The organism is Microbacterium sp. BLY (assembly GCF_017939615.1).
GTDB lineage: Bacteria > Actinomycetota > Actinomycetes > Actinomycetales > Microbacteriaceae > Microbacterium.
This window is the reverse complement of the sequence record NZ_JAGKSR010000001.1, coordinates 341,829-353,805: the sequence shown is the minus strand read 5'-3', so window position 1 is coordinate 353,805 and position 11,977 is coordinate 341,829. Positions and strand designations below refer to the sequence as shown.

14 protein-coding genes are annotated in these 11,977 nt (G+C 72.7%); 8 read left to right on the top strand and 6 right to left on the bottom strand.

Features of this window, described 5'->3' with window-relative positions:
• Positions 1-5 precede the first annotated feature (5 nt).
• On the top strand, positions 6-812 hold the full coding sequence (locus KAF39_RS01930) for an ABC transporter ATP-binding protein (RefSeq protein ID WP_210675709.1): 807 nt from the start codon (positions 6-8) through the stop codon (positions 810-812).
• Here KAF39_RS01930 and KAF39_RS01925 read toward each other — a convergent pair.
• Genes KAF39_RS01925 through KAF39_RS01900 form a run of 6 tightly spaced genes read right to left on the bottom strand, consistent with a single transcriptional unit; the run spans position 707 to position 4,845 of the window.
• Positions 707-1,303, bottom strand: coding sequence for a GNAT family N-acetyltransferase (locus KAF39_RS01925; protein WP_210675708.1), 597 nt, complete (start codon positions 1,301-1,303; stop codon positions 707-709). The genes KAF39_RS01930 and KAF39_RS01925 overlap by 106 nt on opposite strands.
• Entirely contained in the window at positions 1,300-1,620 is a 321-nt protein-coding gene (locus tag KAF39_RS01920; protein ID WP_210675707.1) for a transcriptional regulator, read from the bottom strand. The genes KAF39_RS01925 and KAF39_RS01920 overlap by 4 nt, the downstream gene beginning before the upstream one ends.
• Entirely contained in the window at positions 1,617-2,042 is a 426-nt protein-coding gene (locus KAF39_RS01915) for a hypothetical protein (RefSeq protein WP_210675706.1), read from the bottom strand. Before KAF39_RS01915 ends, KAF39_RS01920 begins: the two co-directional genes overlap by 4 nt.
• Positions 2,043-2,086: 44 nt before the next feature.
• Positions 2,087-3,040, bottom strand: coding sequence for a sugar kinase (locus KAF39_RS01910; RefSeq protein ID WP_210675705.1), 954 nt, complete (start codon positions 3,038-3,040; stop codon positions 2,087-2,089).
• On the bottom strand, positions 3,037-3,675 hold the full coding sequence (locus tag KAF39_RS01905; protein WP_149085704.1) for a bifunctional 4-hydroxy-2-oxoglutarate aldolase/2-dehydro-3-deoxy-phosphogluconate aldolase: 639 nt from the start codon (positions 3,673-3,675) through the stop codon (positions 3,037-3,039). Before KAF39_RS01905 ends, KAF39_RS01910 begins: the two co-directional genes overlap by 4 nt.
• Positions 3,676-3,705: 30 nt before the next feature.
• Positions 3,706-4,845 carry a mandelate racemase/muconate lactonizing enzyme family protein gene (locus KAF39_RS01900; protein WP_210675704.1) on the bottom strand — a complete coding sequence of 380 codons (1,140 nt, stop codon included), beginning with the start codon at positions 4,843-4,845 and terminating at the stop codon, positions 3,706-3,708.
• A gap of 179 nt (positions 4,846-5,024) precedes the next feature.
• Between KAF39_RS01900 and KAF39_RS01895 the strand changes: the two genes are divergently transcribed.
• The 7 genes from KAF39_RS01895 to KAF39_RS01865 are packed head-to-tail and all read left to right on the top strand — an operon-like array spanning position 5,025 to position 11,977.
• Positions 5,025-5,843: a transporter substrate-binding domain-containing protein gene (locus tag KAF39_RS01895; protein WP_210675703.1), complete on the top strand. Its 819-nt coding sequence runs from the start codon at positions 5,025-5,027 to the stop codon at positions 5,841-5,843.
• Between the two features lie 51 nt (positions 5,844-5,894).
• Positions 5,895-6,557 carry an amino acid ABC transporter permease gene (locus KAF39_RS01890; RefSeq protein ID WP_210675702.1) on the top strand — a complete coding sequence of 221 codons (663 nt, stop codon included), beginning with the start codon at positions 5,895-5,897 and terminating at the stop codon, positions 6,555-6,557.
• Complete coding sequence (locus KAF39_RS01885; RefSeq protein WP_210675701.1) at positions 6,557-7,264, top strand: amino acid ABC transporter permease; 708 nt, start codon at positions 6,557-6,559, stop codon at positions 7,262-7,264. Before KAF39_RS01890 ends, KAF39_RS01885 begins: the two co-directional genes overlap by 1 nt.
• Complete coding sequence (locus KAF39_RS01880; RefSeq protein ID WP_085605728.1) at positions 7,261-7,989, top strand: amino acid ABC transporter ATP-binding protein; 729 nt, start codon at positions 7,261-7,263, stop codon at positions 7,987-7,989. Before KAF39_RS01885 ends, KAF39_RS01880 begins: the two co-directional genes overlap by 4 nt.
• A gap of 4 nt (positions 7,990-7,993) precedes the next feature.
• Positions 7,994-9,589 (top strand): amidohydrolase family protein, encoded by a 1,596-nt coding sequence (locus KAF39_RS01875; RefSeq protein ID WP_210675700.1) that lies wholly within the window; start codon positions 7,994-7,996, stop codon positions 9,587-9,589.
• Positions 9,579-11,093: a sugar porter family MFS transporter gene (locus KAF39_RS01870; protein ID WP_210675699.1), complete on the top strand. Its 1,515-nt coding sequence runs from the start codon at positions 9,579-9,581 to the stop codon at positions 11,091-11,093. The genes KAF39_RS01875 and KAF39_RS01870 overlap by 11 nt, the downstream gene beginning before the upstream one ends.
• Entirely contained in the window at positions 11,090-11,977 is an 888-nt protein-coding gene (locus KAF39_RS01865; RefSeq protein ID WP_210675698.1) for a hypothetical protein, read from the top strand. The genes KAF39_RS01870 and KAF39_RS01865 overlap by 4 nt, the downstream gene beginning before the upstream one ends.

Here is an 11,977-nt window from a genome sequence, read left to right as displayed (position 1 = left end):
CGACGATGACGCCCGCCTCTCCCCTGCTCTCCGCGCGCGCGGTCACCCGCGTCTTCGAATCGCCCGGCGGGGAGACCGCCACGGTCCTCGCGGACATCGACCTCGATCTGGCCGATGGCGACCACCTCGCCCTCACCGGTCCCAGCGGTTCGGGGAAGTCCACGCTGCTGGCCTGCCTGACGGGCCTGGACCATCCGACGTCCGGCACCGTGCGGATCGCCGGGACCGACCTCGCCACCCTCGGTGACGCCGCCCTCGCGCGCCTGCGCCGCGAGACGCTCGGCTTCGTGTTCCAGCGCACCGACCTCCTGGAGGAGCTGACGGTCACCGACAACATCCTCCTGCCCGCCCTCCGGCGGCGGGGCCGGGTGCCGGCGGAGACGCGCGCGCACGTCGCCCGCACGGTGGAGCGGCTGGGGATCGGACACCTCGGGGCCAGAGCGCCGCACGAGCTCTCCGGCGGTCAGCGGCAGCGCGTCGGCATCTGTCGCGCGCTGGTCAACCGGCCCGCGATCCTCGTCGCCGATGAACCCACCGGGGCGCTGCACCGCGAGGCGGCGGACGACGTGCTCGATCTGTTCGACGAGCTGAACGCGGAGGGCACGACCATCCTCGTCGTCACGCACGACCCCGCGGTCGCGGCCCGGGCGGGCCGCCGGCGGCATCTCGTGGACGGCCGGTTCGTCGACGTGCCGCGCCCCGACGGTCAGGCGGAGGACCCGCCGGGGGAGTCCGCGGACACGAGCGCCGTCATGCGCCAGACCGGAGGTGCGCCGTCGGCATCGGTGCGGGTGGTCGTCCGGAACCCGTGACGCTCGTAGAGGCGCACGTTGCGCGCGTCCGAGGTGTCCAGCACCACCGATCCGCCGCCGCGGCGTGCGACTTCGTCGAGCGCGAAGCGGAGGAGGAGCGAGGCGATCCCGCGCCCCTGCCGCCCGGGGTGCACGCCGAGGGTCTCCAGCCGCCAGGCGCCTGCGGGGGAGGGGGTCTGGTCGAGGCGGTCGAGGCGGTCGCCGTGCAGCGCCACCACCTGCGCGATGAGGGCGGCCTCCGGTTCCGCGGCGTCCGGGCGGAGGAGCGCGATGGCGCCCGCGCCCTCGCCGGCGACCGCGACGATGCCCTGGTCGTGCGCGTACCCGAGGTACAGGCGCTGCAGGGCCGCGAGCCGGGCGTCGTAGTCGTCCTCGGGGATCACGTGCCGGGTCCAGGGATAGTCGCGGAAGGCGGCGGCGAGCGTCTCGGCACAGGTCGCCAGCTCCTCGCGCCGGGCGAGGCGCACCCCGATCTCCGCGTCGTCGTTCATTCCGGTGTCCTCTCGGTGGCGGCGCCCGCGTCGATGATCGCCTGGAGTGTGGCGAGGTGGCGGGCGAAGGCGGCGCGGCCGGCGTCCGTGATGCCGACCCAGGTGCGCGTGCGGCGACCGGAGGCCTCCTTCCGCACGGTGACGAGGCCGGCGTCGGCGAGCGCGGTGAGCGCCTGCGACAGCGTCGAGTCGCTGACCTCGAGGAGGTCGGCGAGGAACCGGAAGTCGACGTCCTCCAGGTTGCGCAGGGCGGCCAGCAGGGAGAACCTCACCGGGGAGTGGATGAGGGCGTCGATCTCCCGGCGGGGGTGACTCATCGACGGGAGCTCGCGAATACGCAGGCGAGGATCGGGCTGACCGCCACGACGCCGGCGAGCACCCACCACCAGGGGGAGGACGCCCCGACCAGCTGGAGCGCCGGATCGAACATGAGGGTGTACAGCGCGAACCACGTGCACAGGGCGATTCCCATGTTGCGGAACCCGTTCCGGGGGACGGAGCGGCGGTAGCGGACCGCGATCATCCAGATCGAGATCGTCACGAGCGCGAAGGGTGTGAACGCCTTCCAGTACGGCACATCGGCGACGTCGATCGAGAGGGTGAACGCCAGGGCGTATGCCGCCTGCGCGATGACGAAGATCCGGAACCAGCGCGTCGCGCGCCGGGCCTCGCGGCCGATCCGCTCACTGTCGGCGACCTGCTGGGCCGCCTCTTCCACGGTGTACTGCTTGTCGATCATGAAAGCACTTTATCAGATCTAAAGTGAAGAGAGGGGGCGGCGGCTCAGCGCCGCACACCCTCCGCCTCGCCGAGCCGCGCGAGCTCGGCCGCCGTCGGCGCGCCCTCCCAGTCGCCGGACGACAGGCACGCGAAGGCCCCCGCCGCCACCGCCCGCTGCACCCGCTCCGCGAGAGTCGCCTCCTCCGGCCGCAGGCTCAGGTACCCCGCCACGAAGGCGTCCCCGGCGCCCACCGTGTCCACGGCGTCGACCGTCACGGCCGGCAGGTCGAGGCGGTCGCGGCCGTCGTCCGCGAAGGCCCCGGCCGCGCCGCGCTTGATGACGACCTCCCGCGGACCGAGGGCGCGCAGCCTCTCCGCCAGCTCGCCCGGCGTCCCCGCGCCGACCAGGATGGCGGCTTCCTCCTCGCCCGCGAACAGCACGTCGGCGGCCGCGGCGAGGTCGCGGTAGGCGGCGCGCGCGTCCCGGCCGCGCCAGAGCGCGGTGCGATGGTTGACGTCGAACGACACGCGGGCCCCCGCCGCCCGGGCCCGGCGCGCCGTGTCCTGCGCGCAGGCGAGGGAGTCGGGGCCGAGCCCGGCGAGGATCCCGGTGAGGTGGACGACGTCCGCGGTGGCCAGGAGCGCGTCGGGGACGTCCGCCGGCGCAAGCCGGGAGGCGGCGCTCCCCGCCCGCCAGAAGCTGACCGTGGTCATCCCCGTGGTCCGTCGGTGCTTGTGCATGATCCCCGTCGGCCGATCGCTGCGGCGGGGTGCGTGGACCGCCACGCCCTCCGCCCGCAGCTCCCGCGCGATGAGATCGCCGAGCGGATCGTCGCCCAGCAGGCTGACCCAGCTCGCGCGCGCCCCCAGGCGCGCCAGCCCGATCGCGACGTTGCTCTCCGCGCCCCCGAAGCTCAGCGTGTGCGCCCGCGCGGAGTCGAGGGGGCCGGGTCGGTCGTTCGTGACCACGCCCATCGCCTCGCCGACCGTGACGACGTGGAGCGGCGGGAGGGTCACGCGCCGCGTCCGCGGGCGACGGCCGCGAGCGCCTGCTCAGCGCGATCGCGGAGGGCGACGAGACTGCCGCCGGCGAACGCATCCCCCAGGAGCGGGCCGCCCAGGCTCACCGCGATGCAGCCGGCGGCGATCCATGCGGGGATCTCGTCCAGGGCGATGCCGCCCGAGGGCAGCGTACGCACGTCCGGGAAGGGTCCGCGCAGCTGCCCGATGTAGTCGGGACCCACGGTCGCGGCGGGGAAGATCTTCACCGCCGCCGCGCCGAGCCGCCACGCGGCGTCCACCTCGGTCGGCGTCATCGCGCCCGGGTAGACCGGCACCTCCCCGGCGGCGGCCGCCTCCGCCACCCCGGGCATGATCCCCGGCGAGACGAGGAAGCGGGCGCCGGCGTCGATCGCGGCGCGCGCCTCGTGCTCCTCCCGGACCGTCCCCACCCCGATCTCCGCCTCGCCCGCCGCTGCGATGAGCCGGGGCAGGGCGGCGATCGTGCCCGGGGTCGTCAGGGTCAGCTCGATGCAGCGGATGCCGCTCTCGGCGAGGGTCCGCACCACGGGCTCGTACAGGCTCGCGTCGGGCGCGCGGAGCACGGCCAGCACGCCGGTGCGGGTGAGGGTGTCGGACGGGGTGGGGCGCATGGGGGTCTCCTGCGGTCGGTCGCGGGGCGGTCAGGGCGTCGCGGTGGCGAAGCCGGGGCGGGTGCCGTAGCGGCCGAGGGTGTCCTCGTCGAGGGTCACTCCGAGCCCGGGCGTCGCGGGGATGTCGAGGAAGCCCTCGGCGTCCAGTGTCCAGCCGCCGTGGATGAGATCGTCGACGTAGGCCGAGCCCGTCTTGTACTCGACGAGGTCGGTGGCCGAGAGGGCGGAGGCCAGCTGCAGGTCGGCGGCGAGCCCGATGCCGGTGTTCCAGCCGTGCGGGATGAGCCGGATGCCGCGGTCCTGCGCCGCCCACCCGATCCGGCGGGACTCGCTCAGTCCTCCGCCCTTCGTCGTGTCGGGCTGCACGATGTCGAAGGCGTGCCGGTCGAGGTAGGGCTGGAAGCTCTGGCGGCGGGTGAGCACCTCTCCGCCCGAGATGCGGACGGGGGACGTCGCGCGGAGCTCCGCGAAGCCGTCGATGTCGTCCGGGGCGAGGGCCTCCTCGAACCAGGCGACGTCGTAGTCGGCGAGCATCCGGGCGGTCCGCTTCGCCCAGGCCCTGTCGCCCGGGAAGAAGGCCTCGGATCCGCCGGCGTCGACGGCGAGCAGCCGATCGCCGACCGCGGCCCGCGCGGCGGCGACGGTGGCCTCGTCGGTCGCCGCGTCCACGCGGCCGAACTTCCACCAGCCGATCTTGAAGGCGGAGAAGCCGGTCGCGACCAGCGCCTCGAGGTTCTCGGTCATCGGGCCGGCCTCGTCCATGAGCACCGACGCGTACGGGCGGACGCGGTCGCGGTGGCGCCCGCCGAGGAGTCGTCCGACGGGCTGGGAGGCCGCCTGGCCTGCGATGTCCCACAGGGCGATGTCGATCGCGCTCGTCGCGTGGGTGAGGGATCCGCCGCGTCCCATCCAGAAGGCGGTCTGGTGCAGCGTCTCGGTCAGGCGCTCGACCTCCTGCGGGTTCTCGCCGATGAGGTGCGGGGAGAGCAGGTCGATGGCGCCGCGCACCAGGGCCTCCGAGGTGAAGGCGCTGCCGACGCCGACGATGCCCTCGTCGGTGTGGACCGCCACGAGGGTGTGCACGATGTCGTCGGGCTGCAGCTCGTGCGACCATCCGCCCTCGGGTGTCGCACCTCGCAGTCCGCACGTGTCGATTCGGGTGATGCGCATGAAGACCTTCCAACCGTGATGAGGGAAAGGGATCCCCTTCCGAAACCGAAGATAGTCGATTGTCGACAACTGGGCAATCTGTGGGTAATGTCTGTTCCTGCACCCGTCAGCGGTGCGACGAGAGACCACAGCGTTGTGCACGACGGCAGCGCGAAGGCCCGAACCCGAAAGGCATCACAATGAAGTTGACGCGCATCCTCACCGGCCTCGCCGTGGCCGCGACGACCGCCCTCGCCCTCACCGCGTGCACCTCGAGCGGCAGCGCGGGAGCAGGCGCCCAGGAGAGCACCCTCACGAAAGTCCTCGAGAAGAAGACGCTCGTCGTCGGCGTGTTCGCGGACGCCCCGCCCTACGGGGTCATGAAGAGCTCGGGGGAGTACGAGGGCTTCGACATCGACGCCGCGCAGGCGCTCGCCGCCTCCCTGGGGGCGGAGATCGAGTACGTGTCCACCACGAACGCGAACCGCATCCCGCTGCTGGAGACCGGCAAGGTCGACATCGTCATCGCCGCCCTCACCAACCTCGACGAGCGTGCGCAGAAGGTGGCCATGTCCCGTCCCTACGCGGCGGAGGGTCAGGTCGTCCTGGTGCCGGCGGGGAGCGACATCTCCTCGTACGACGACCTCGACGGCCGCAGCGTCGCCGCGACCCGCGGCAGCGTGCCCGCCACCATCCTCGAGAAGCGCTTCCCGGAGGCCGACGCGAGCCTGTTCGAGGCGGTCGCCGACTCCATCCAGGCCCTGCGCAGCGGCAAGGTCGACGCCCTGATGGAGAGCAACTCCGTCGTCCAGGGGATCCTCGCCGACTCCGGCGACGAGTTCGTCGTCGTCGACGCGCCGCAGCTGAGCCCGTCCGTGGTCTCGATGGGGCTGAAGCAGGGCGACCAGCTGTGGCTGAACTACGTCGACAACTTCATCCGCAACTACAACATCAGCGACGCCGCGAACGACTCGTACAACGAGTGGCTCGGCACCGACGTCCCCGAGCTCATCAAGTAGCGACCTCCTCGGCTGCCCCGCCCCGGGCGGGGCAGCCGGAACGGACAACTCATGCAACTGTTCTTCGGGGACCTCATCCCCCATGCGCCCGAGCTGCTCGCCGGCCTCGGCATCAGCATCCTCATCACCCTCGCGGCCGTGCTCATCGGGTCGCCGCTGGGCGTCGCCGTGTACCTGCTGCGCGCCTCCCGTCTCCCCGTGCTCCGCGCGATCGGCGCCGCGTACGTCGAGGTGATCCGGAACACGCCGCTGCTGCTGCAGCTGTACCTGATCTACTTCGCCCTGCCGTCGGTCGGCGTCAACTTCGATCCGATCACCGCGGGCATCCTCGCCCTCAGCGTCAACAACTCCGCGTACCTCGCGGAGATCTACCGCGCCGGCTTCGAGGCGATCCCGCGGGGGCAGATCGAGGCGGCGGACGCCCTGGGCCTCTCGCGACGCACGACGTTCTTCCACGTGCGTCTCGTGCCCGCCCTGCGCAACGTCCTGCCGTCGCTGACGAACCAGGTGATCCTGCTGTTCCTCGCGTCCTCCATCGCCTCCATCGTCGCGGTGCCCGAGCTCATGCACGTGATGATGGGCATCACGACGAGCACCTTCCGCACGATCGAGACGTTCGTCGTCGGCGGCCTGCTCTATTTCCTCGTCGCGTTCCTCATCGCGGGGGCGTCCCGTCTCCTGGAGACGCGCGGGATCCGCTGGAAGGTGGCCTGATGTTCACGTCGTTCGATCTGCCCGATCTCCTCCTCATCCTGCAGGGCGCGTTCGTGACGCTGCAGATCTGCCTCCTGGCGGTGCTCCTCGGCGGGGTGGTCGGCATCCTCTCCGGCATCCTCGCGGCCAGCCCGTTCGCCCCGCTGCGCTGGATCAGCGCGATCTGGGTGGGGGCGATCCGCGGGGTCCCCGTGCTGCTCATCATCTTCTTCGTATACTTCGCCCTGCCACTGATGTCGCCGGGCAGCAACGTGCCGGACTACTGGGCGGCCGTGATCGCCCTCACGATCTTCGCTTCGGCGTACATCAGCGAGATCGTCCGCGGCAGCATCCAGGCCCTCCCGCGCGGACAGTTCGAGGCGGCGCAGGCACTGGGGCTCTCCTGGCCGCAGCAGCTCCGCTTCGTGGTGATGCCGCAGGCGGCTCGCATCATGGTGCCGCCGGGCATCGGCTTCCTCGTCGTGCTCATCAAGGACAGCTCGCTGGTGGCCGTCATCGGCCTGATCGAGCTCACCCGGGCGGGCAACATCGTCGCCTCGCAGACCGGCCAGCCGATCCTCGCCTACCTCGTGGTGGGGGCGGTCTACTTCGTCATCTGCTTCGCCCTCTCCGTCGCCGGCCGCCGCTACGAACGCCGACTCACCATCCACGCGCGCCCGCCCCGGGTGGAGGACGCGCTCACCCCCTCCCGAGGAGACTCGAAATGATCACTGTCACCGACCTGCGGCTCAGCTTCGGCGCCACGGAGGTGCTGCACGGGATCACGTGCGACGTCGCCGAAGGCGAGGTCGTCTGCATCATCGGGGCGTCCGGCTCCGGCAAGAGCACCCTGCTGCGCTGCATGAACGGGCTGGAGACGCCCAGCCACGGCAGCGTCGAGGTGAACGGGCACCTGCTCACCGCGAAGGAGCGCCGGGCCGACCTCGCCGCCGTCCGCCGCGATGTCGGCATGGTGTTCCAGCAGTTCAACCTCTTCCCGCACCTCACGGCGCGGGAGAACGTCACGCTCGCCCCGCGCAAGGTGCTCGGCATCGGGGCGTCGGAGGCCGCCGCGCGGGCCGACGCCCTGCTGGCGAAGGTCGGACTGGCCGCCAAGGCCGACGCCTACCCGGGCAACCTGTCCGGCGGGCAGGCCCAGCGCGTCGCGATCGCCCGCGCCCTCGCGATGCAGCCGCGCGTGATGCTCTTCGACGAGCCGACCTCGGCGCTGGACCCCGAGATCGTCGGCGAGGTCCTCTCTGTGATGAAGGGGCTCGCGCAGGAGGGCATGACGATGGTCGTCGTCACGCACGAGATCGGCTTCGCCCGCGAGGTCGCCGACCGCGTCATCTACATGGACGACGGACGCATCGTCGAGAGCGGCACCCCGCAGCAGCTGCTGTCCCACGCGCAGACCGAGCGGGCGCGGGCGTTCCTCGGGAAGGTGCTCTGACGTCGTGGTCGACCTCCTCATCCGCGGGGCGACCGTCATCGACGGCACCGGAGCGGAGCCGTTCCCGGCCGACGTGGGGATCGTCGACGATCGCATCGCGGTCGTCGCGCCCGAGGCCGGCATCGCCGCCGCCGCGGAGCTCGACGCGGGCGGCCTGGTCCTCACCCCCGGGCTCATCGACCCGCACAGCCACAGCGACTGGTCGGTCCTCGGCAACCGCGATGCACTGAGCACGGTGCATCAGGGGGTGACGACCGAGGTCGTGGGCAACTGCGGCGTCACGTACGCGCCGATCGCCGACGGCGACGAGGAGACCGCCCGCCGGGCGCTCGCGGCCTTCGGCTACGACGGTGAGGTGCGCTGGCGGTCGTTCGCCGACCTTCTCGCCGTCGTGCACGACGGCGGCACGGCGCAGAACCTCGCCTGGTTCGTCGGGCACACGGGTCTGCGTCGCGCCGCCGAGCGGACGGAGGGCGACCTCGTTGGCACCATGGAGCGGCACCTCCACGAGGCGCTCGACGCCGGCGCGCTCGGTTTCAGCTCCGGCCTGGAGTACGGCGCGGGGCGCAACGCCTCGACGCCGGAGCTGGAGGCGCTCGCTCGCGTGGCGGGACGCCACGACGCCATGTACGCCAGCCACATCCGCAACCGGGACACGGCGCTCGCGGAGGCCGTGGCGGAGTTCTTCCGCGTCGTCCACGCCGGGGAGCTGCGCGCGCAGCTGTCGCATCTGAACGTGCGGCACGACACCGGCGCCCACGAGGGGGCGTGGGAGGAGGCGGTGGCCCGGCTGGAGAGCGAGCGCCGGTCCGGGGTCGACGTCCTCGCGGACATGACCCCCTATCCCGACGGCATCGGGCTCGCCGCGGGACTGCTGCCCGACTGGCTGCTCTCGGCCGGGGAGGAGGCCGCGGCCGCCGCCCTCCGCGATCCGGCGGTGCGTGCGCGGGTGCGTGCGGACGCCGACCGGTACTGGCGCTTCGTGCACCGGGGTCAGTGGGAGCGCGTCCGGCTGGCGGTGAGCCCGGCCACCCCCGACTGGGAGGGGCTGATCCTCCCGGAGATCGCGGCGGCGAACGGGACGGACGAATGGGACGCCTACTTCGACATCATGGCGGCGTCGGGTGGCGACCTCGGAGCCGTGCAGTTCATGGGAGCGCTGTTCCATCCCGACCACGTCGCCGAGGCGGTGCGCCATGAGCGCTTCCTCCTCGGCGTGGACGGCTTCACGTCCCGCCGGGACGGCGTCCTCGGTGCCCGGACCCCGCACCCCCTGTTCTTCCACGGCTCCCAGCACTTCCTGAGCCATCACGCCCTGCGCGCGGGCACCCTCACGCTGGAGGAGGCCGTGCACAAGATGACCGGCGCGGTCGCGCGGCACTTCCGCCTCCGCGACCGGGGCGTCGTCGCCGACGGGGCCTTCGCCGACCTGGTCCTGTGGGACCCCGAACTGCTGCGGGCGACGGACACCTTCGTCCTGCCCGAGACCTACGCCACCGCCGCCCGCCACGTCTGGGTGAACGGCACCCCGGTGGTCTCGTCGGGAGCGCGCACCGTGCACCGACCCGGAATCCGACTGGAGAGAGCCGATGTCCTCTGAATCCTCATCCGCCGTCGCCGGCACCGCGCCGGAACCCCGCCGTCGCCGGAGCGCCGCCACGACGCCCCCGCCGGGGGAGAGCGGACGCCTCACCCCGGCCGTGACCGGGTTCGCCGTCGCGGCCGCGGTCGGCGGCTTCCTCTTCGGCTTCGACACGGCCGTCATCAACGGCGCGGTCACCGCCATCGAGAACAACCTCGGACTGGACGCCGTCGGTCTGGGCGTCGTGGTCGCCGTCACGCTCCTCGGGGCAGCCGTGGGGGCCCTCGGCGCCGGGTGGATCGCGGATCGCATCGGTCGGCCCCGCACCATGCTCACCGCCGGCGTCGTCTTCTTCGTCGCCGCGATCGGGTGCGGTCTCGCGCAGGGGGTGGTCGACCTCGCCGTGTGGCGGCTGGTCACCGGCATCGCGGTCGGGTTCGCGACCGTGCTCGGCCCCCTCTACATCTCGGAGATCGCGCCGGCCCACGTCCGCGGACGCCTCGCCTCGATGCAGCAGATGGCGATCGTGCTGGGGATCTTCGTCGCCCTGCTCTCGGACAGCGGGATCGCGTGGGTGCTCGGCGGCGCGGATGCGGAGCTGTTCCTCGGGCTGCCGGCCTGGCGCTGGATGTTCATCGCGGGGGTGGTGCCGGCGCTGATCTACCTGGTGCTCGCGCTCGTCGTCCCGGAGTCCCCGCGATTCCTCGTGGCTCGTGGCCGGGTGGAGGCGGCGCGTCGGGTGCTGATCCGGCTGCAGCGCGTCGCGCCGGCCGAGGCGCGACTGCTCACGGACCGCATCGAGGAGTCGCTGCAGCACAAGGACGCGGGGCGCTTCCGCGACCTCCTGGACCGGCGTCGGGGGCTCCTCCCCGTGGTGTGGGTGGGCATCGGGGTGGCCGCGCTGCAGGCGCTCGTCGGCATCGACGTCATCTTCTACTACTCCACCTCGCTGTGGGAGTCGGTCGGCTTCGAGGAGTCCGCCGCGTTCGGACTGTCGGTGCTGAGCTCCTTCATCAACGTGGCGGCCACCGTCGTCGCGATCGTCCTCATCGACCGGGTGGGGCGCCGCCGGCTGCTGCTGACCGGCTCGGTGGGCATGTTCGTCAGCCTCGTGATCGTGAGCATCGGCTTCTCCACGGCGCGCCTCGTGGACGGGGCGCCCCAGCTCGACGGCGTGTGGGGCCCGGTGACGCTGATCGGCGCGAACCTCTTCGTGGTCGCGTTCGCGGTGTCCTGGGGGCCGGTGGTCTGGGTGCTGCTGGGGGAGATGTTCCCCAACCGGATCCGCGGCGTCGCCCTGTCCGTGTGCGCCGCGGCGAACTGGCTCGCGGGCGTGGCGCTCAACTTCTCGTTCCCCAGCCTGCGGGATGTGTCGCTGCCCGGCAGCTACGCCCTGTACGCGGTGATGGCGGCGCTGTCGTTCCTGCTCGTGTACTTCGGGGTCCGGGAGACCAACGGCCGCTCGCTCGAGGAGATGGAGGCGAGCGCGGGGCGCGGCGGGACGGAGGGCCCGTCACGATGACCGCGTCGCGCCCGGGTGGCGGGGAGCCCGCGTCGGACGGGGTGACCGTGCACGTCCTGCGGGCGGGGCGTGCACGGGCCACGGTCGTGCCCGCGCACGGCTGCCTGATCCATGAGCTCGATCCGGGCGGCGGGGACGTGCTGTGGTCTGATGGTCGTCCCCCGCGCGTGCTCGTGCCCTCGGGGCTGACGGGGGAGGAGTCGGCGCAGGAGTTCGACGAGGAGGTGCTGGTCGGCGGGTGGTTCCCCATGTTCCCCGGCGTGGGACTGCCCACCGCGTCCACGGCGCAGCACGGGTGGGCGCCCCGGGTGCCGTGGACGACCGTCGCGCACGCCGCCGACCGGGTGGTGTGCGTCGCCGACGGGCCGTTCCTCGACGGCGGGGCGGCGGAGCTGACGCGCACGATCGTTCTCGAGGACGGCGCCCTCACGGTCTCGACCGTGGTGCAGAACACGGGTTCGGGGGTCCGGTCGTTCACGTGGGGCGAGCACCCCTGCTTCTCGCGCGCGTTCTTCGCTCCGGGGCGCGTGCTGTTCGCCGGAGAGCCGGTCGCGGCCGTGCCGGCGCACCCGGACGGCGCGGCGGGCCATGTCGCCCGTCACGGGGTGCATGCGGCCGCCGCGCTCCTCGGGCCCGCCGGGTCGGTGACGCTGAGAGACGTCGCCGGGACGCTGCCGCACTGGCTGCTGTGGTTCAACCACGCCGCCGCCGACCTGCCCCGCGCGGACACGATCGCGTGGGAGCCGTCCACGGCGGCGGGACTGGGGGTGGGCGATGCGCTCGCCGCCGGGTCGGTGGAGCGCCTGGCCGCGGGCGACGCGTTCCACGCGGTCGTGCGCTGTGAATGGACTTTGTCGACAATCTCCCATGCATCGGTACGATGA

What these genes read in the sequence shown, in the direction of transcription:
- KAF39_RS01930 (WP_210675709.1), top strand. Translation starts at nt 6, where the DNA reads ATGACGCCCGCCTCTCCCCTGCTCTCCGCGCGCGCGGTCACCCGCGTC.
- KAF39_RS01925 (WP_210675708.1), bottom strand. Translation starts at nt 1,303, where the DNA reads ATGAACGACGACGCGGAGATCGGGGTGCGCCTCGCCCGGCGCGAGGAG.
- KAF39_RS01920 (WP_210675707.1), bottom strand. Translation starts at nt 1,620, where the DNA reads ATGAGTCACCCCCGCCGGGAGATCGACGCCCTCATCCACTCCCCGGTG.
- KAF39_RS01915 (WP_210675706.1), bottom strand. Translation starts at nt 2,042, where the DNA reads ATGATCGACAAGCAGTACACCGTGGAAGAGGCGGCCCAGCAGGTCGCC.
- KAF39_RS01905 (WP_149085704.1), bottom strand. Translation starts at nt 3,675, where the DNA reads ATGCGCCCCACCCCGTCCGACACCCTCACCCGCACCGGCGTGCTGGCC.
- KAF39_RS01900 (WP_210675704.1), bottom strand. Translation starts at nt 4,845, where the DNA reads ATGCGCATCACCCGAATCGACACGTGCGGACTGCGAGGTGCGACACCC.
- KAF39_RS01895 (WP_210675703.1), top strand. Translation starts at nt 5,025, where the DNA reads ATGAAGTTGACGCGCATCCTCACCGGCCTCGCCGTGGCCGCGACGACC.
- KAF39_RS01890 (WP_210675702.1), top strand. Translation starts at nt 5,895, where the DNA reads ATGCAACTGTTCTTCGGGGACCTCATCCCCCATGCGCCCGAGCTGCTC.
- KAF39_RS01885 (WP_210675701.1), top strand. Translation starts at nt 6,557, where the DNA reads ATGTTCACGTCGTTCGATCTGCCCGATCTCCTCCTCATCCTGCAGGGC.
- KAF39_RS01880 (WP_085605728.1), top strand. Translation starts at nt 7,261, where the DNA reads ATGATCACTGTCACCGACCTGCGGCTCAGCTTCGGCGCCACGGAGGTG.
- KAF39_RS01870 (WP_210675699.1), top strand. Translation starts at nt 9,579, where the DNA reads ATGTCCTCTGAATCCTCATCCGCCGTCGCCGGCACCGCGCCGGAACCC.
- KAF39_RS01865 (WP_210675698.1), top strand. Translation starts at nt 11,090, where the DNA reads ATGACCGCGTCGCGCCCGGGTGGCGGGGAGCCCGCGTCGGACGGGGTG.